A 17,280-nucleotide genomic window follows, 5' to 3' on the forward strand; every position below is an offset into this window, starting at 1 on the left:
CCTATTTTCCCCCAAAAGCCTCGTGCCCCCGCACCACCCGAAGCCGCACCCCGTGGGCGGCGAGGAGGGCCCTGGAGCGGAGGGCCCGCTCCAGCCCGGGGGGCCTGCCGTGCACGGGCCTCCCCTTCTCCCCGGGGAAGAGGAAGTAGCCCTCGGGCAGGAGGATGAGGTGCCCCTCCCGGGCCCGGTGCGCCCCCCTTAGGACCCCCTGGAGGAAGGCCTCCTCCGCCCCTTGGGTCACCAGGACGTAGGTGGTTCCCCAGGGGGCGGGGGGCGGGAGGGCGGGGTGGGGGGTGGGGCCTAGGCGGGCAAGGAGCCCTAGGGCCCTTTCCAGGTGCGCCTTCCCCCGGCCCAAGGGCAGGACCTCCCCGGCGGAAAGCCCGTACCGTTCCCCCCGCTTTTCCGCCTCCAGGAGGAGCCAGAGGGCGAGGCTTGCCGCGTGGTCCAGGTAGCTCGGGTGGAGGCTTTGGGTGTCAACGTGGAGGAAGAGGCCCCCGAGGAGGGTCTTCTCCACCTCCCGCACCATGGGCTGGCCCAGGCGGGAGGTGGCCTTCCGGGCGAGGAGCCTTGGGGTATCCCCGGGGGCGAAGGGCCGGAGGCCCTTGGCCTCCAGGGGGTCGGCGAGGCCCGTGGGGGTGGGGCTCCCCTCCAGGAAGTAGCTGGGGGCGGGCCTCGAGGGGGGAAGGGGTCTCAGGGCGGGGTAGACGAGGGCGCTTCCCGCCGTAAGGGAAAGGACCCTCTCCCCCAGGCCCAGGGGGCTCGTGAGGCGGAGGGAGAGGCGTAAGGAGTGCTCCCCCCTCCGGCGGTAGCGGTAGGGGAGGGGGAGGAGGAGGCGGGTCCTTCCCCAGGCCACCCCCGCGAGGGCCCTGGGTCCTAGGCCCAGGGGGGCCGAGGGGAGGGCCTCGAGGCGGAAGAGGACGGGCAGGGGGCTAAGGAGCCTCACTTCCGCCCTCCCTTCCCCTTCCTTTCCGGGAAACCCCGGGGGGAAGCCCTGGACCCGGGCCTCGGCCCGGGCCAGGCGGGGGGCCAGGTGGAGGAGGGCGAGGAGGAGGAGGGCCAAAAGCCCGAGGAGGCCCATGGGGCTAGCCCACCTCCAGGGGGACGGGCACCGACCTAAGGGCCTCCTCCACCAGGGCATCCGGGGTGGCTCCGGCAAGCTCCGCCTCGAGCCTAAGGAGGAGCCTATGGGGGATGGCGGCCCAGAAGGCCCGCTTGAGGTCCTCGGGCACCAGGAAGTCCCGCCCCTCCAGGTGGGCCAGGGCCTGGGCCAGGCGCTCCACCTGGAGGAGGGCCCGGGGGGAGGGGCCAAGCCGCACCTCCTCCCGGGCCCGAAGCCAGGCGGCGAGGGCGAGGAGGTAGTCTAAGAGTTCCTCGGCGACCCGCACCCGCCGCACCCTCCGCCTCAGGAGGAGGATCTCCTCCGCCCCTGTGACCGCCCCCAGGCTCTCCAGGGGGTCTTGCTCCCGCAGGGCCTCGAGGAGGGCCTTCTCGTCGGGGTAGCCCAGGGAGAGCCGGGCGGCGAAGCGGTCCCTTTGGGCCACGGGCAGGGGGTAGGTCCCCTCCTCCTCCACGGGGTTTTGCGTGGCCAGGACGAAGAAGGGCTCGGGGAGGGGGTGGGTCTTTCCCTCCAGGGTCACCTGGCCTTCCCCCATGGCCTCGAGGAGGGCCGACTGGGTGCGGGGCGTGGCCCGGTTGAGCTCGTCCACCAGGAGGACCTGGGCGAAGAGGGGGCCCTTCTCCCAGACCAGGCTCCCCTCCCGGTAGAGGTAGACCCCCGTGAGGTCCTGGGGCAGGAGGTCCGGGGTCATCTGGATGCGGCCATAGCTCAACCCCAGCACCCGGGCCAGGGCCTTGGCGAAGGTGGTCTTCCCCGTCCCCGGCACATCCTCCAGGAGGAGGTGCCCCCCGGAAAGGAGGGTGGCCAGGGCGAGCTTCAGGGTCTCCTCCTGGAGGAGGACCCGGCCCTCTAGGGCCTTTTGGACGCGCTGGTGGAGCATAGCTTAAAGATAGCCTCTAGGTGGGCTTCCGCCTCTTCCGCGGCCCCTTCCCCCGTTCTCCCCCCGTAGCGCACGGGGAGGTAGAGCCGGGTCAGGCCCTCCAGAAAAGGGGCGGCCTCGGGCCAAAGCCCCCAAAGCCGCCCCAGGTACTCCAGGGGGCCTTCCTGGGGAAGGTGGGGAAAGCCTTTCCCCTTCAGGGCCCTCAGGGCCAGGGCGTAGGCCCGGCGCACCCGGTCCTCGGGAAGGGGCTTTCGGAAGGCCCTTGGTTCCTTGCGGGGCCTGGGGTCCTGGACCCCTTCTCTCCCCTGGAGGCGGCCCCGCCAGAGGAAAAGCCCGAGGCCGAGGAGCAGGGCCAGGGTGGCGAGGGCGGAAAGCCCGGCGAGGGCGAGGCCAGTTTCCGCCAGCCGCCTGGGGCCGGGAACCACCTCCCTTGGCCCGGGTTCGGGGGCGGGGGGAACCGGGCTTGAGGGGGCACCTGGGGAAGCGCCCACCTCCCCGCCCCCCAGGGTCCCCAGGTAGAGGAAGAGGAGGCCGAAGGCCAGAAGGGCGAGGAGTACGGGAAGGAGGTGGCTTCCCCGGTAGGGTAACCGCCCGCCCCGGCCGAGGAGGGAGAGGAGGACGAGGAGGAGGAGGGCCAGGGTCAGGGGCCAGGCGTAGGCGAGGGCGCGGTCCACCCAGAGGGCCCAGGGGGAAAGGCCCCCTTCCGGCCTCCCGTAGACCACCCCTTCCCCCAAAGCCTCCGGGGCTTGCCCCCTGGCCTCCAGGCCGGGCCCCGTCCAGGCGGGAAGGGGAAAGAAGGGGGCGGGGTGGGGGAGGAAGGCAAGCCCGCCCAGGGCGAGGCCCAGGAGGGGGGGAAGGAGGAGGGCCCGGGGAGGGGCTTGGAAGGCCTCCCCCCGCTCCGCGCTCCGCCTCCTTTCCTCCTCCAGGAGGACCGCGCCGTGGACGATGCCCAGGAGAAAAAGCCCCAAGGGGCCCAAGTAGAGGGCTGGGGGCAGGAGGAAGAGGCTTCCCCAGCGCCCCCAGGAGAGGAAGAGGCCGTAGAGGAGGAGAAGCCCCGAGGCGAAGGCCCAGTCGGGAAGCCAAAGGGCCAGGGGCTTGGCCCAAAACCCCCAGGCCCCGGGCAGGAAGGCGCCCCAGAGGAAGGCCCCGGGGTATAGCCGCCTTCCCAAGAGGAGGAGCCCCACCCCCAGGGCCAGGGCGGGCCAGAGGGCCTTAGGGGCGCAAAGGAAGAGGGGTAAAGCCCCTAGGAAGGGAGAAATCCCCAAGAACCCGCCTCGCATCCCCGAACCCCGGCCCCCACGGGCCCGAATGGGCAAACCTTTGCGTCCAGACCGCCTCCGGTGGGCCGGGTTGGCGGGAGCGCCCCGCCACCGGAAGGGCGGGCTTCCCACGCCCCAAGGGCGAAAGGCTCCATCCTGGCCATGGCAGCAGGATAAGCCCTTCCCTTCCCTTTCGCGATGACGCCCGCCACAGCCCCCGCGCTGGCCCCGGGGTGGAAGGGAGGGCCCCCGGGGGAAGGGGTAAGATGAGCCCATGCTCCGCCTGGACACCCGCTTCCTCCAGGACTTCCCGGAGGCCCTAAGCCGCCACGCCCCCCTCCTCCTGGAAGCCCGGGAAAGCCTCCTAAAAAAGCGCCAGGACCCGGGGAATATGCTGGGCTGGATGGACCTCCCCGAGGACACGGAGACCCTGAGGGAGGTCCGCCGCTACCGGGAGGCCAACCCTTGGGTGGAGGACTTCGTCCTCTTGGGCATCGGGGGAAGCGCCCTGGGGCCCAAGGCCCTGGAGGCCGCCTTCAACGAAAGCGGCGTTCGCTTCCACTACGTGGACCACGTGGAGCCCGAGCCCGTCCTCAGGCTTCTCCGCACCCTGGACCCCGGCAAGACCTTGGTGAACGCCATCTCCAAATCGGGGGCCACCGCCGAGACCCTGGCCGCCCTCCTCGTCTTTTTGGACTGGCTGAAGGGCCACCTGGGGGAGGCCTGGCGGCGCCACCTGGTCCTCACCACCGATCCCCGGCGGGGGGCGCTCAGGGCCTTGGCGGAGCGGGAGGGCCTGGTGGCCTTCCCCATCCCCGAAAACGTGGGGGGGCGCTTCTCCGTCCTCTCCCCCGTGGGGCTCCTCCCCCTGGCCTTCGCGGGGGCCGACCTGGACGCCCTCCTCATGGGGGCCCGGAAGGCGAACGAAACCGCCTTGGCCCCCCTGGAGGCGAGCCTCCCCCTGAAGACCGCCCTGATCCAGCACCTCCACCGCCACCTGCCCGTGGTGGTCTTCATGGTTTACTCCGAGCGGCTTAAGCACCTCCCCGCCTGGTTCGTCCAGCTCCACGACGAGTCCTTGGGCAAGCTGGACCGGGAGGGAAGGCGGGTGGGCACCACCGCGGTCCCCGCCCGGGGCCCCGGGGACCAGCACGCCCAGGTGCAGCTCTTCCGGGAGGGCCCCCGGGACAAGCTCATCCAGCTCCTGGTCCCCGAGGGCCCCACGGAGGACCTCCTTCTGCCCCGGGTGGAGGGCCTCGAGGGGGAGGCGGGCTACCTCTTCGGCAAGGGCCTCTTCCAGCTCCTGAGGGCCGAGGCCGAGGCCACCTACCGGGCCCTGGCGGAGGCGGGCCAGGCGGTTTACACCCTTTACCTCTCCCAAGTGTCCCCCTATGCGGTGGGTTGGCTCCTGCAACACCTCATGTGGCAGACCGCCATCCTGGGGGAGCTTTGGGGAGTCAACGCCTTTGACCAGCCCGGGGTGGAGCTGGGCAAACGCCTCACCTTCGCCCTCTTGGGTCGGCCGGGTTTCGCCGATGGAAGCGTGGAAATAAGTTCGTGATATCCTCTACTTTAGGAGGCCCGTATGGACCGCCTGAGCTATATTGGCATCCAACCCAAGAAACAGGTTTTTTGGAACACGGTTTCCCCCGTCCTGGTGGAGCACACCCTGGCCCGAGGGGAGGGTTTTTTGGCCCACAAGGGGGCCCTGGTGGTGGACACCACCCCCTACACCGGGAGAAGCCCCAGGGACAAGTTCGTGGTGCGGGAGCCCGAGGTGGAGGGGGATATCTGGTGGGGGGAGGTGAACCAGCCCTTTGCCCCGGAGGCCTTCCAGGCCCTCCTCTCCCGGGTGGCCGAGTACCTTTCCCAGCAGGACCTCTACGTCCAGGACCTCTACGCGGGGGCCGACAAGCGCCACCGCCTGGCGGTGCGGGTGGTCACGGAAAGCCCCTGGCACGCCCTCTTCGCCCGCAACATGTTCCTCCTGCCCCGCCGCTTCCCCGATGACGACGAGGTGGAGCGCTTCACCCCCGGCTTCACCGTGGTCCACGCCCCTAACTTCCTGGCGGACCCCGACCGGGACGGCACCCGAAGCGAGGTCTTCGTGGGCATCAGCTTTCAAAGAAAGCTCGTGCTCATCTTGGGTACCAAGTACGCCGGGGAGATCAAGAAGAGCATCTTCACCGTGATGAACTACCTCATGCCCAAGCAGGGGGTCTTTCCCATGCACGCCTCCGCCAACGTGGGGAGGGAGGGGGACGTGGCCGTCTTCTTCGGCCTTTCCGGCACGGGCAAGACCACCCTCTCCACCGATCCCCACCGCCCCCTCATCGGGGACGACGAGCACGGTTGGGGCGAGGAGGGGGTCTTCAACTTCGAGGGGGGATGCTACGCCAAGGTCATCCGCCTTTCCCCGGAGCACGAACCCCTCATTTTCAAGGCCGCCAACCAGTTTGAGGCCATCCTGGAGAACGTGGTGGTGAACCCGGAAAGCCGCCGGGTGGAGTGGGACGACGACACCAAGACGGAAAACACCCGGGCCTCCTACCCCATCGCCCACCTGGAGAACGTGGTGGAAACGGGGATGGCAGGCCACCCCAAGGCCATCTTCTTCCTCTCCGCCGACGCCTATGGGGTCCTTCCCCCCATCGCCCGGCTTGCCCCGGAGGAGGCCATGTACTACTTCCTCTCCGGCTACACCGCCCGGGTGGCGGGCACCGAGCGGGGGATCACCGAGCCCAAGGCCACCTTCTCCGCCTGCTTCGGGGCGCCCTTTTTGCCCATGCACCCCGGGGTGTACGCCAGGATGCTGGGGGAGAAGATCCAAAAGCACGCGCCCCGGGTCTACCTGGTGAACACCGGCTGGACCGGGGGGCCTTACGGGGTGGGGCGGCGTTTTCCCTTGCCCGTGACCCGGGCCCTCCTCCAGGCGGCGCTTTCCGGGGCCCTCGAGGGGGTCCCCTACCGCAGGGACCCCGTCTTCGGCTTTGAGGTGCCCCTGGAGGTGCCGGGCGTTCCCCAGGAGCTTCTGGACCCCCAGGCCACCTGGGCGGACAAGGAGGCCTATGAGCGCCAGGCCCGGAGGCTGGCCCGGCTCTTCCAGGAAAACTTCCAGAGGTTTGCCGATGGGGTAGAAGAGGCGGTGCGCCGGGCCGGGCCGCGGGTGGGGTAGGGGCTCCGGCCCTTGCAAATAGGGCCTGGGGGTATTAGGCTCCTAGGTGGCGGAAATGGAAGGGACAAATGTACTTCACCCCGGGCCGACCCCTTCTGGCAGAATGGTAAGCGTTACCGTCTGGGGGACGGGGTCCGTATGATCCAAGCACGGTTCGGCCACTACGCCTGGGGGGTCCTCCTGTGGAACATCCTGGTGGCCCTTTGGGGCGCCTACGTGCGGGCCACGGGTTCGGGGGCTGGGTGCGGCTCCCACTGGCCCACCTGCAACGGGGAGATCATCCCGAGGAGCCCGCAGGCGGAGACCCTCATAGAGTTCACCCACCGGGCCACCTCGGGGCTTGCCTTCCTCTCCGTGCTCCTCCTCCTCTTCCTGGCCCTCCGCCTTCTCCCCAAGGGGCACCCCGCGCGGCTGGGGGCTGGGCTTTCCTTCCTCTTCATGGTGACGGAAAGCCTGGTGGGCGCTTCTTTGGTCCTTTTCGGCTGGACGGCCCACAACGTGAGCGCGGCCCGGGCCGTGGTCCAGATGATCCACCTGGCCAACACCTACTTCCTCCTGGCCTCCTTGGCCCTCACCGCCTGGTGGGCCTCCGGGGGGAGCCCTTTGCGCCTAAGGGGACAGGGGGCGGTGGGCGTGGCCCTTTTCCTGGGGCTTTTCGCCCTCCTCTTCCTGGGCATGAGCGGGGCGGTGACCGCCCTCGGGGATCTGCTTTTCCCGGTGCGGAACACCCTCGAGGCCCTGGAGCGCTCCCTGACCCCGGGGGAGCACTTCCTGGTGCGCCTAAGGGTCCTCCACCCCCTGATCGCGGTGAGCGTGGGGCTTTACGTGGTCTTCGCCGGCTTTTTGGTGGCCCACCTTCGCCCCTCTTTCCACACCGTACGCCTGGCCCAGGCCCTGGCCTACCTCTACGGCCTCCAGCTCCTGGTGGGCCTGGTGAACGTCTGGCTCAAGGCGCCGGTGGGGATGCAACTCCTGCACCTTCTCCTGGCCTATGCGGTCTGGCTCGTCTTCGTCCTCCTTTTGGCGGCGGCCCTAGCCCAGGGGGCCAGGCGGGTGGAGCTGGGGGAGGGGCCTGGGGCTAAGGAGGTGCACCGGGGCACGGGCGGGGCCACCTGGAAGGACTACCTGGCCCTCACCAAGCCCCGGGTCATCAGCCTCCTCCTCTTCACCACCCTCTTCGCCATGTTCATCGCCGCCAGGGGTTGGCCCGGAACCGGGCTCTTCCTGGCGGTGGCCCTGGGCGGGTACATGATGGCGGGAGCGGCCAACGCCATCAACATGGTGGTGGACCGGGATATAGACGCCCGCATGCGGCGCACCGCCAAGCGCCCCACCGTGACCCAGAGGATTTCCAGCCGGGATGCCCTCCTCTTCGCCTTGCTCCTGGCCCTCGCGGCCTTTTTCCTCCTCTGGTGGGGGGCGAACCTGCTCGCGGCCACCCTGGCCCTCATGGGCCTTATCTGGTACGTGCTGGTCTACACCCTCTACCTGAAGCGGCGCACCTGGCAGAACATCGTCATCGGGGGGGCGGCGGGGGCCTTCCCGCCCCTGGTGGGCTGGGCGGCGGTGACGGGCGATTTGAGCCTCTTCGCCTGGTACCTCTTCGCCCTCATCTTCTTCTGGACCCCGGTGCACTTCTGGGCCCTGGCCCTCATGATCCAGGACGACTACCGGGCCGTGGGCGTGCCCATGCTGCCCGTGGTCTTGGGGGAGCGGGTCACGGTGATGCAGATCGCCCTCTACGCGGTCCTCACCGCCCTGATCTCCCTCATGCCCCTGCTTCTGGGCGAGCTGGGCCTGGTCTACCTCCTCCTCAGCCTCGCCCTTAACGGTTTGCTTATCCTTAAGAGCCTTGCCCTCTACCGCCAGCCCGAGCGGAGGACGGCGGTTTCGCTGTATAAGTACTCCATGCTCTACCTGGCCCTCTTGTTCGTGGCCATGGCGGTGGATCGGGTGCTTTAGGGAGGGAAGTGGATGAAGAAAGGCATGGCGGCGCTCAGTCTTTTTGGTCTGGCCCTGGCCCAGGAGGCCCACCGGGTGGCCATCACCCACCCCTTCTCCCCCGTCAACCGGGAGACCAACTTCCTTCTGGTCTGGGTCTTGGTTTTCTCGGTGCTCATCTTCGGGGTGGTGGCGGGGGCCTTGGCCTACATCACCCTCCGCTTCCGGGCCAAGCCTGGCCAGGAGGGGGAACCCCCGCAGATCCACGGCAACGACCGGCTGGAGGTGGTCTGGACGGTGATCCCCATCCTTATCATCTTTATCCTCTTTGGCCTCACCGCCCGGAGCCTCATCCTGGTGCACCAGCCCATCCCCGGGGCCATGAAGGTGGAGGTCACTGGCTACCAGTTCTGGTGGGACTTCAACTATTCCGGGCTGGGCTTCCGTAACTCCAACGAGCTCATCCTGCCGGTGGGTGTGCCCGTGGAGCTGGAGGTCACCTCTAAAGACGTGATCCACTCCTTCTGGGTGCCGGGGCTTGTGGGCAAGCAGGACGCCATTCCGGGACAAAAGACTCGGATAAGGTTTGTAGCGGAGAAGCCGGGCAACTACTACGGCTTCTGCGCCGAGCTCTGCGGGCCCAGCCACGCCCGCATGCTCTTCCGGGTGATTGTCCTACCCGAGGAGGAGTTTGCCCGCTTCGCCGAGGCCGCCAAGGGCTACACCCCTCCCGTGGCCGATGCCCGGGGGCAGGAGGTCTTCCAGCAGAACTGCATGGCCTGCCACGGGGTGCAGGGCCAGATGCCCCCGGCGGTCATCGGCCCCGAGCTGGGCTTCTTCGGCAACCGCACCAGCCTGGCGGCGGGTATCGTGGACAACACCCCAGAGCACCTGAAGGCTTGGATCAAGGACCCCGCTTCCATGAAGCCGGGGACGAAAATGCCTGGCTTCCCCCAGCTTTCCGAGGAAGACCTGAACGCCTTGGTGCGCTATTTGGAGGGGCTTAGGGTGGAGGGCCTGGACTTCAAGGCCCTGCCCAGGTTCTAGGGAGGATAGAAGGATGGCGATCGCGACCAAACCCAGGGCTGGCGTGTGGGCGGTCCTTTGGGACTTGCTCACCACCGTAGACCACAAGAAGATCGGCCTGATGTACACCGCCACCGCCTTCTTCGCCTTCGCCTTGGCGGGGGTTTTCTCCCTCCTCATCCGGGCGCAGTTGGCGGTGCCCAACAACCACCTGCTCACCGGGGAGCAGTACAACCAGGTCCTCACCCTGCACGGGGCCACCATGCTCTTCTTCTTCATCATCCAGGCCGGGCTGACCGGCTTTGGCAACTTCGTGGTGCCCCTCATGCTGGGGGCCCGGGACGTGGCCCTGCCCCGGGTGAACGCGTTTAGCTACTGGGCCTTCCTGGGGGCCATTATCCTTGCCCTCATGAGCTTCCTCTTCCCCGGTGGGGCGCCCAGCGTGGGCTGGACCTTCTACTATCCCTTCTCCGTCCAGTCGGGGAGCGGGGTGAGCTTTTACATGGTAGCCATCCTCCTCCTGGGCTTTTCCAGCCTCCTGGGCAACGCCAACTTTATCGCCACCATCTACAACCTGCGGGCCCGGGGGATGAGCATGTGGAAGATGCCCATGTACGTGTGGAGCATCTTCGCCGCCAGCGTCCTTAACCTCTTCTCCCTGGCAGGGCTCACCTCCGCCACCCTCCTCGTCCTCCTGGACCGGAAGATCGGCCTCACCTGGTTCAACCCCGAAATCGGCGGGGATCCGGTTCTCTTCCAGCAGTTCTTCTGGTTCTACTCCCACCCCACGGTTTACGTGATGCTCCTCCCCTACCTGGGCATCCTGGCCGAGGTGGCCTCCACTTTCGCCAGGAAGCCCCTCTTCGGCTACAAGCAGATGGTCTGGGCCCAGATGGGCATCGTGGTGCTGGGCACCATGGTCTGGGCCCACCACATGTTCACCGTGGGCGAGTCCACCATCTTCCAGATCGCCTTCGCCTTCTTCACCGCCCTCATCGCCGTGCCCACGGGGGTGAAGCTCTTCAACCTCATCGGCACCCTGTGGGGGGGGCACCTCCAGATGAAGACCCCCCTCTACTGGGTGCTGGGCTTCATCTTCAACTTCCTCCTGGGGGGGATCACGGGGGTCATGCTCTCCATGACCCCCTTGGACTACCAGTTCCACGACTCCTACTTCGTGGTGGCCCACTTCCATAACGTGCTCATGGCGGGGTCGGGCTTTGGGGCCTTCGCCGGCCTGTACTACTGGTGGCCCAAGATGACGGGGCGCATGTACGACGAGCGCCTGGGGAGGCTTCACTTCTGGCTCTTCCTGGTGGGCTACCTGCTCGTCTTCCTGCCCCAGTACGCCCTGGGCTTCCTGGGGATGCCCCGGCGCTACTACACCTACAACGCCGACATCGCCGGCTGGCCCGAGCTGAACTTCATCTCCACCGTGGGCGCCTTTATCCTGGGCCTGGGCGGCTTGGTCTGGATCTACGCCATGTGGAAGAGCCTGCGCTCCGGTCCCAAGGCCCCGGAGAACCCCTGGGGCGGCTACACCCTGGAGTGGCTCACCAGCTCCCCGCCCAAGGCCCACAACTTTGATGTGAAGCTCCCAGCGGAGTTCCCCTCCGAAAGGCCCCTTTACGACTGGAAGAAGAAGGGGGTGGAGCTCAAGCCCGAGGACCCGGGCCACATCCACCTGCCCAACAGCTCCTTCTGGCCCTTCTACTCGGCGGCTACCCTCTTCGCCTTCTTCGTCTCCGTGGCCGCCCTGTCCGTGCCCAACGTCTGGATGTGGGTCTTCCTGGCCCTCTTCGCTTATGGCCTCGTGCGCTGGGCCCTGGAGGACGAGTACAGCCACCCCGTGGAGCACCACACCCTCTCGGGCAAGTCCAACGCCTGGATGGGGATGGCCTGGTTCATCGTCTCGGAGGTGGGCCTCTTCGCCATCCTCATCGCGGGCTACCTCTACCTGCGCCTCTCCGGGGCGGCCACGCCCCCTGAGGAGAGGCCCGCCCTTTGGCTGGCCCTCCTCAACACCTTCTTCCTGGTGAGCTCCTCCTTCACCGTCCACTTCGCCCACCACGACCTCAGGCGGGGCCGCTTCAGCCCCTTCCGCTTCGGCCTCCTCATCACCATCCTTCTGGGCGTCCTCTTCTTCCTGGTCCAGTCCTGGGAGTTCTACCAGTTCCACCACCACTCCTCCTGGCAGGAGAACCTCTGGACGGCGGCCTTCTTCACCATCGTGGGCCTCCACGGGCTGCACGTGGTGATCGGGGGCTTTGGCCTGATCCTGGCCTACCTCCAGGCCCTCCGGGGCAAGATCACCTTGCACAACCACGGGACCCTCGAGGCCGCCAGCATGTACTGGCACCTGGTGGACGCCGTGTGGCTTTTCATCGTGACCCTCTTCTACATCTGGTAACCCTGTTCCCCCATGAGGCCCCTGCCTTCGGGCAGGGGCTTTGCTATTTCTTGAGTAAGGGATGCGCCTTTTGGTGGTGGACTTTGATTACTTCTTCCCCGTCCCCCAGGACCCTGGGGATCCCCAGGCGTTTCTCTACGCCTGGGCCCAGTTTGAAACCCCCTATTACCTCGGGGAGGCCTGGGAGGAGCGGGCCTTTAGCTTCCTCCTCCGGGGGCTTCCCCTGCCTCAGGCCCGGGGGTGGGAGGGGTTTTGGGGGCGCTTCACCTTCGCTTTAGGAGCGGTTCTCTACTACGCCGACTCCAACGCCCTGGCCTTCCATCCCGAGGTGCGGGAAGGGGTAGAGGAGGTGGTCCTTTTTGACGCCCATCACGATGCGGGCTACCGTCCCCTGGGGGAGGAGCCCGCCTGCGACGACTGGATGGTCTTCTATCACCGCCAGGGGGCGCGGCTTCGGGTTTTCTACCCCTCCTGGCGGGACCCTTCTTTGGAGCCCGAGCCCCAGGTGCCCGTGGCCCGGGAGGTGGACCCCGGGGGAAGGGTGGAAGGCGTTTTCCATCGGGTCTTCCTATGCCGCAGCGGGGCCTGGGTGCCCCCTTGGGCGGACGCCGCCTTCTTCGCCCTTTTAGAGGAAGCCCCCCTGCCCAAGGTGGGCCTGGAACCCCTGGGGCCCAGGCCCTTGGACCTCGCCGCGCTCGAGCGGAGGGCCCGGGAGGAAGCCTTTGGCCTGGCCTTCCTGGAGTCCTTAAGGGGCTTACGGCGCTCCTGAGCCTTACCTGCGCCTCCGGCACCGGAGGTACCCGATGGCTCCTCCCACCAGGAGGAAGGGAACGGGGGCCATGATCAAGACCCCCCACCACGCGGGACCCAGGTCCGTGAGGTGGGTTTCGGTGTGGTGGGCCAGGGCCAGGCTAAGGGCCGCCAAAGAAGATGTGCCGCACCGTCGCCACATACTGCCCCTCGGGGAGGAGGATGGCCACCAGCGCCAAAAGGAGCAGGGGAGGCAGGAGAATGGCGTAGATCAAGCCCACCCGCTCAAAGCGCAGGTGCATGAAAAAGGCCACGATCAGACCCGCCTTGAGGAGGGCGAAGGCGGTGATGAGGAAGCGCCTTAAGCCCAAGGGTTCCACCTTGAAGTAGTCCAGGAGATAAGACAGGGTGCTGAGCACAAAGAGGAGCCCCCAGACCGCCAGATAGGTGCCGATGGGCTGGTGCTGCTCGCCCCGTTGAATTTCCCTGCCGTGGCCCATGCCAACCTCCTAGAACAAGTAGAAGAAGGCGAAAATGAAGACCCATACCAAGTCCACAAAGTGCCAGTAAAGCCCTGCGACCTCCACCCCTACGTAGCTCCCCGCCCGGTCGTAGACCCCCCGGAGAACCCGTAGGGCCACCGCGCTCAGGTAGATGACCCCAGCGGTGACATGCAGGCCGTGGAAGCCGGTGAGCATGAAGAAGGAGGAGCCGAACTGGGGAGCCCCCAGGGGGTTGCCCCAGGGACGGAAGCCCAGGTCCTTGATGAGGTGGGTCCACTCGTAGGCCTGCATGCTCACAAAGCTGAGGCCCAAGAGGGCAGTGAAGGAGAGGAAGAGGGCAGTAAGGGGTTTGTTGCGGCTATAGGCGTGGTAGACGGCGATCGCCATGGTGCCGCTGGAGCTAATCAGGACCACCGTCATGATGGCGATGAGGAGGAGGGGCACCTCACGCTCGCCGAGGTGCAAGGCGAACACCTTGCCGGGGTCTGGCCAAGGCATGGTGGCGGAGAGGCGGGCTGCGGCGTAACCGGTGAGGAAGCAACCAAAGATGAAGGTGTCGGAGAGGAGAAAGATCCACATCATGGCCTTGGCCCAGACCACCTTGAAGGCCGAGAGGTCGCTCCCCCAGTCTCCCACCAAGGCCTCGAGGAAACGCGGCAAGCGCAGGGTTTTATCCTCCATGCTGCCTCCTTAGGTCCAAAGGAAAAGGGCGAAGAGCAGGAGCCAAACGCTCAGAAGATAGTGCCAATACCAGGCGCAAAGCCGGAGGCCCCGGCCTTTTTGGGCCAGAGTCCAGGCCAGCGCTACCCCGCCGCCCAGGAGGTGTAGGCCGTGGAGGCCGGTGACCAGGTAGAAGAAGGCGCTGGCAGGGTTGCCTGCGGGTGCGTAGCCCAGGCGGAGCAGAAGCTCCCAGGCCAGGAGTTGGCCCGAGAGGAACCCCAGCCCCAGAAATCCACCGGCCCAGGCCCAGGGCCTAGCTTTGACCCAAGCCTCCTGCCGGGCGGCCCTTTCCAGGGCCAGACTGGCCAAGAGGAGCAGAAGGGTATTGAACCAGAGAAGGGAAGGCTTGGGTAGGGCCTGCCAGTCAGGAAGCCCTTGGCGCACCAGGTAGGCGCTCACCAAGGCAGCGAAGAGGCTGGTGATGGCGGCGAGAAGGACCAAAAGACCCACTTCCCCCGGGGCTAGAGGAAAGGTTCCCCCGTTCTCTTCCCCGCCGAGGCCCTTTCCCGGCCCGTCTATGGGGGGCTTAGGCCTTTCCACCACCCTAGGCACAGTCCTCCTCCCCTCCGCCCCCCGCCACCACAGGAGGGGTGTTTTGGGGGATAAAGTCCTCCTGGGCTCCGGGGGGGCTGTACTCGTAGGCCCAGCGGTAGACCACGGGGGGCGGTTCGTGCCCCCAGTTGCCATGGGGTGGGGGCGTGGGGGCCTGCCACTCCAGGGTGGCCGCCCGCCAGGGGTTATCCGGGGCCCTGGCCCCCCGGAAGTAAGAGTAAACGAGGTTGAAGCCGAAAAGGAGCTGGGCTGCGCCCACGAGAAGGGCTACCACCGTGATGAACTCGTTTAGGGCGTGGACCGAGGGGGGAACAAAGGTGAGGCCCTCAAAGGTGCTGTAGCGTCTGGGTACCCCTAGGAGACCGAGGAAGTGCATGGGAAAGAAGATGAGGTAGGTGCCCAGGAAAGTAACCCAAAAATGGATCCGACCCAGGGTCTCGTTGAGCATCCTCCCCGTGGCCTTGGGGTACCAGTGGTAGATGCCTCCAAAGATGGCCACGATGGCTGCCACCCCCATCACCATGTGAAAGTGGGCTACCACGAAGTAGGTGTCCTGGAGTGGAAAGTCCACGATGACATTGCCCAGGAACAGGCCGGTGAGCCCCCCCACCACGAAGGTGTTGAGGAAGGCGATGGCGAAGAGCATGGGGACGGTGAGCTGGATCTTTCCCCGCCAGAGGGTGAGCAACCAGTTATAGGTCTTGATGGCCGAGGGAATGGCCACGATTAAGGTGGTGGTGGCGAAGAAGAAGCCGAAGTAGGGGTTCATGCCGCTGGTGTACATGTGGTGGGCCCAGACGAGAAAGGAGATGGCGGCGATGGCCACCAGGGAGAACACCATCATCCCGTAGCCAAAAATGGGCTTGCGGGCGTGTACGGAGACCAGCTCGGAGATAACTCCCATGGCGGGCAGGATGACGATGTAAACCTCCGGGTGGCCGAAGTACCAGAAGAGGTGCTGCCAGAGGAGGGGGCTTCCCCCCTCGTAGGGCAGGCGCTGGCCGAACTGCATCACCGCGGGCATGAAGAAGCTGGTATGCAGGGTACGATCAAGAAGCATCATCACGCCACCCACGAAGAGGGCGGGGAAGGCTAGGAGGGCCATGATGGAGGCGATGAAGATGCCCCAGATGGCCAGGGGCATGCGCATCAGGGTCATGCCCTTGGTCCGGAGCTGCAGCACGGTGGTCACGTAGTTGAGCCCGCCCATGGTGGCGGCCACGATGAAGAGAAGAAGGGAGACCAGCATAAGGACGATTCCCCAGTCGTACCCCGGGGTACCCCGGGTGATGGCCTGGGGCGGATAGAGGGTCCAACCTGCCCCCGTGGGTCCCCCGGGGACGAAGAAGGAAGCCAAAAGGACCAGGACCGAGAGCAGGTAGACCCAGTAGGAGAGCATGTTGACGAAGGGATAGGCCATGTCCCTAGCCCCCAGCATCAGGGGGATTAGAAAGTTGCCGAAGCCCCCGAGGAGCAAGGCGGTGAGCAGGTAAATGACCATGATCATGCCGTGGAGGGTCATGGCCTGGTAGTAACGCCCCGTATCCAGGGTCCCCGGGAAAGCGAGTTCCAGACGCATGGCCCAGGAGAGGGCCATGCCGATAGCACCCACCAGGAGGGCGGTAGCTGTGTACTGAATGGCGATGACCTTGTGATCCTGGCTGAAAATATAGCGGCTCCAGAAGCTTCGCGGCTCGGGACCGATGCGGTGATCGTGGTAACCGGGGAACTCCATGGGCTCCTCCTTACTGGCCCAGGGTTTGGGCCACGCTGGGCTGGGTCTGCAGCCAGGCTTGGAATTCCTCGGGCCTCAGTACCAGAACCTGGCCCAGCATCCGAGGATGGCCGATGCCGCAGTACTCGGCGCAAATCACCTGGAACTGGCCGAGGGTGGTGGGGGTGAACCAGATGCGGGTTACCATGCCGGGGACCGTATCCATCTTCACCCGAAACTCGGGCACGTAGAAGCTATGGATTACATCGTTGGCACGGAGGAGAAGCAGGACGGGCTCTCCCAAAGGCAGGCGCAGGGGGCCCCCGATGACCACGATGTCATCCCGGGCGGCGGGGTCCTCGAGGTCTAAGCCGAAGGGGTTGGCGGGGGAGGCCTTCTGGACGGTGGCCCTCCCTAGCTTCCCGTCCAGCCCCGGGTAACGGTAGCTCCAAAGCCATTGTTGGGAGAGTACTTCCACTGTGACCCCCACCTTAGGGGGGTGGACCAGGTGAGCATAGAAGTAAAGCCCTGGGGCCAGGAGGATCACGATCCCTAGGGTGGTGAGCCATATAAGCCTTCGCTCTAAGGTGCGCTCTTCGGGAATGTACTGGGCTGGACCCTTTTGGTAGCGGTAAACGCAGAAAGCTAGGAAGAGATTGACCCCGGCATAGGCTAACCCGGTAAGCAGCAGGGAAAGAAGGATGATCTGGTCTATGGAACTCCAGTTAGAGGCCAAGGGGGTGAACCACCAGGGCCGGACCAGGGCTAACCCCACGGCACCGAGCACCATAAGCGCCAGGGCTACTGCCAAGAAAGCCCGCTGCATTGTCCCCCTTCTTTTAGGGTAGCACCGGATGCTACCGCAAGTGGAAGGGACATTTGTCCCTAAAGACCCCGCCCCCTTACCTGGACAGGGCTTCCCCCTTCCCCTATAATCACTAAGGCTGTGGGGCCGTTAGCTCAGCTGGCAGAGCAACCGACTTTTAATCGGTAGGTCGCAGGTTCGAATCCTGCACGGCCCACCAAAGTTAGGCCCCATCGTCTAGCGGTTAGGACGCGGCCCTCTCAAGGCCGAAACGGGGGTTCGATTCCCCCTGGGGTCACCATGGGCGGCTAGCTCAGTTGGTCAGAGCGCTCGCCTTACAAGCGAGAGGCCAGAGGTTCAAATCCTCTGCCGCCCACCACGTCAGGGACACAAAGCCTCCCCCCACGGTAGCGTGGGGGGAAAGCCTT

The 17,280-nt window shown here is 66.3% G+C and carries 14 protein-coding genes and 3 tRNA genes; 9 read left to right on the forward strand and 8 right to left on the reverse strand.

The genetic code is table 11. The annotated features are described in order from the left end of the window. Position 1: 1 nt before the first annotated feature. The 3 genes from ACYQ0J_RS13295 to ACYQ0J_RS13305 are packed head-to-tail and all read right to left on the reverse strand — an operon-like array spanning position 2 to position 3,277. Positions 2-1,078 carry a DUF58 domain-containing protein gene (locus ACYQ0J_RS13295; RefSeq protein WP_460172586.1) on the reverse strand — a complete coding sequence of 359 codons (1,077 nt, stop codon included), beginning with the start codon at positions 1,076-1,078 and terminating at the stop codon, positions 2-4. Between the two features lie 4 nt (positions 1,079-1,082). Further along, positions 1,083-1,997: an AAA family ATPase gene (locus tag ACYQ0J_RS13300; protein ID WP_460172587.1), complete on the reverse strand. Its 915-nt coding sequence runs from the start codon at positions 1,995-1,997 to the stop codon at positions 1,083-1,085. Next, positions 1,967-3,277 (reverse strand): DUF4129 domain-containing protein, encoded by a 1,311-nt coding sequence (locus ACYQ0J_RS13305; protein WP_460172588.1) that lies wholly within the window; start codon positions 3,275-3,277, stop codon positions 1,967-1,969. Before ACYQ0J_RS13305 ends, ACYQ0J_RS13300 begins: the two co-directional genes overlap by 31 nt. Positions 3,278-3,530: 253 nt before the next feature. Between ACYQ0J_RS13305 and pgi the strand changes: the two genes are divergently transcribed. From pgi to ACYQ0J_RS13335, 6 genes are all read left to right on the forward strand, one after another. Beyond that, complete coding sequence (gene pgi / locus ACYQ0J_RS13310; RefSeq protein ID WP_460172589.1) at positions 3,531-4,817, forward strand: glucose-6-phosphate isomerase; 1,287 nt, start codon at positions 3,531-3,533, stop codon at positions 4,815-4,817. Positions 4,818-4,841: 24 nt separating this feature from the next. After that, positions 4,842-6,431, forward strand: a complete 1,590-nt coding sequence (pckA, locus tag ACYQ0J_RS13315; RefSeq protein ID WP_460172590.1) for a phosphoenolpyruvate carboxykinase (ATP) — start codon at positions 4,842-4,844, stop codon at positions 6,429-6,431. Positions 6,432-6,569: 138 nt separating this feature from the next. Beyond that, complete coding sequence (locus tag ACYQ0J_RS13320; RefSeq protein WP_460172591.1) at positions 6,570-8,393, forward strand: heme o synthase; 1,824 nt, start codon at positions 6,570-6,572, stop codon at positions 8,391-8,393. A 12-nt stretch (positions 8,394-8,405) separates the two neighbouring features. Beyond that, on the forward strand, positions 8,406-9,419 hold the full coding sequence (gene coxB / locus ACYQ0J_RS13325; protein ID WP_460172592.1) for a cytochrome c oxidase subunit II: 1,014 nt from the start codon (positions 8,406-8,408) through the stop codon (positions 9,417-9,419). A gap of 13 nt (positions 9,420-9,432) precedes the next feature. After that, positions 9,433-11,808 (forward strand): cytochrome c oxidase subunit I, encoded by a 2,376-nt coding sequence (ctaD, locus tag ACYQ0J_RS13330; RefSeq protein WP_460172593.1) that lies wholly within the window; start codon positions 9,433-9,435, stop codon positions 11,806-11,808. 61 nt (positions 11,809-11,869) lie between these two features. Next, the gene (locus tag ACYQ0J_RS13335) at positions 11,870-12,577 is read left to right on the forward strand and encodes a hypothetical protein (RefSeq protein WP_460172594.1); all 708 of its coding nucleotides are present in this window, start codon (positions 11,870-11,872) and stop codon (positions 12,575-12,577) included. 142 nt (positions 12,578-12,719) lie between these two features. Here the strand turns inward: ACYQ0J_RS13335 and ACYQ0J_RS13340 are convergent, their stop codons facing one another. The 5 genes from ACYQ0J_RS13340 to ACYQ0J_RS13360 are packed head-to-tail and all read right to left on the reverse strand — an operon-like array spanning position 12,720 to position 16,873. Next, positions 12,720-13,058, reverse strand: coding sequence for a cytochrome C oxidase subunit IV family protein (locus ACYQ0J_RS13340; RefSeq protein ID WP_460172595.1), 339 nt, complete (start codon positions 13,056-13,058; stop codon positions 12,720-12,722). Positions 13,059-13,067: 9 nt separating this feature from the next. Then, a complete protein-coding gene (locus ACYQ0J_RS13345; protein WP_460172596.1) occupies positions 13,068-13,742 on the reverse strand; it encodes a cytochrome c oxidase subunit 3 in 675 nt (224 codons plus the stop codon). Between the two features lie 9 nt (positions 13,743-13,751). After that, positions 13,752-14,333, reverse strand: coding sequence for a cytochrome c oxidase subunit 3 family protein (locus ACYQ0J_RS13350; RefSeq protein ID WP_460172597.1), 582 nt, complete (start codon positions 14,331-14,333; stop codon positions 13,752-13,754). Further along, a complete protein-coding gene (locus tag ACYQ0J_RS13355; protein ID WP_460172598.1) occupies positions 14,326-16,068 on the reverse strand; it encodes a cytochrome c oxidase subunit I in 1,743 nt (580 codons plus the stop codon). Before ACYQ0J_RS13355 ends, ACYQ0J_RS13350 begins: the two co-directional genes overlap by 8 nt. 10 nt (positions 16,069-16,078) lie before the next feature. Continuing rightward, positions 16,079-16,873, reverse strand: a complete 795-nt coding sequence (locus ACYQ0J_RS13360; protein ID WP_460172599.1) for a cytochrome c oxidase subunit II — start codon at positions 16,871-16,873, stop codon at positions 16,079-16,081. Between the two features lie 123 nt (positions 16,874-16,996). On the opposite strand from ACYQ0J_RS13360, the gene ACYQ0J_RS13365 reads away from it, so the two are divergent. The 3 genes from ACYQ0J_RS13365 to ACYQ0J_RS13375 all read left to right on the forward strand — a co-directional run bounded on the left by ACYQ0J_RS13365 (position 16,997) and on the right by ACYQ0J_RS13375 (position 17,231). Beyond that, a tRNA-Lys gene (locus ACYQ0J_RS13365) sits at positions 16,997-17,072 on the forward strand. A 6-nt stretch (positions 17,073-17,078) separates the two neighbouring features. After that, positions 17,079-17,153: transfer RNA gene (locus tag ACYQ0J_RS13370), tRNA-Glu, on the forward strand. Position 17,154: 1 nt separating this feature from the next. After that, positions 17,155-17,231: transfer RNA gene (locus ACYQ0J_RS13375), tRNA-Val, on the forward strand. Positions 17,232-17,280 lie beyond the last annotated feature (49 nt).

The sequence above is a fragment of the Thermus sp. FJN-A genome (assembly GCF_054655095.1).

Coding starts and splice junctions, on each gene's coding strand:
- ACYQ0J_RS13295 (WP_460172586.1), bottom strand. CDS start 1,078: ATGGGCCTCCTCGGGCTTTTGGCCCTCCTCCTCCTCGCCCTCCTCCAC.
- ACYQ0J_RS13300 (WP_460172587.1), bottom strand. CDS start 1,997: ATGCTCCACCAGCGCGTCCAAAAGGCCCTAGAGGGCCGGGTCCTCCTC.
- ACYQ0J_RS13305 (WP_460172588.1), bottom strand. CDS start 3,277: ATGCGAGGCGGGTTCTTGGGGATTTCTCCCTTCCTAGGGGCTTTACCC.
- pgi (WP_460172589.1), top strand. CDS start 3,531: ATGCTCCGCCTGGACACCCGCTTCCTCCAGGACTTCCCGGAGGCCCTA.
- pckA (WP_460172590.1), top strand. CDS start 4,842: ATGGACCGCCTGAGCTATATTGGCATCCAACCCAAGAAACAGGTTTTT.
- ACYQ0J_RS13320 (WP_460172591.1), top strand. CDS start 6,570: ATGATCCAAGCACGGTTCGGCCACTACGCCTGGGGGGTCCTCCTGTGG.
- coxB (WP_460172592.1), top strand. CDS start 8,406: ATGAAGAAAGGCATGGCGGCGCTCAGTCTTTTTGGTCTGGCCCTGGCC.
- ctaD (WP_460172593.1), top strand. CDS start 9,433: ATGGCGATCGCGACCAAACCCAGGGCTGGCGTGTGGGCGGTCCTTTGG.
- ACYQ0J_RS13335 (WP_460172594.1), top strand. CDS start 11,870: ATGCGCCTTTTGGTGGTGGACTTTGATTACTTCTTCCCCGTCCCCCAG.
- ACYQ0J_RS13340 (WP_460172595.1), bottom strand. CDS start 13,058: ATGGGCCACGGCAGGGAAATTCAACGGGGCGAGCAGCACCAGCCCATC.
- ACYQ0J_RS13345 (WP_460172596.1), bottom strand. CDS start 13,742: ATGGAGGATAAAACCCTGCGCTTGCCGCGTTTCCTCGAGGCCTTGGTG.
- ACYQ0J_RS13355 (WP_460172598.1), bottom strand. CDS start 16,068: ATGGAGTTCCCCGGTTACCACGATCACCGCATCGGTCCCGAGCCGCGA.
- ACYQ0J_RS13360 (WP_460172599.1), bottom strand. CDS start 16,873: ATGCAGCGGGCTTTCTTGGCAGTAGCCCTGGCGCTTATGGTGCTCGGT.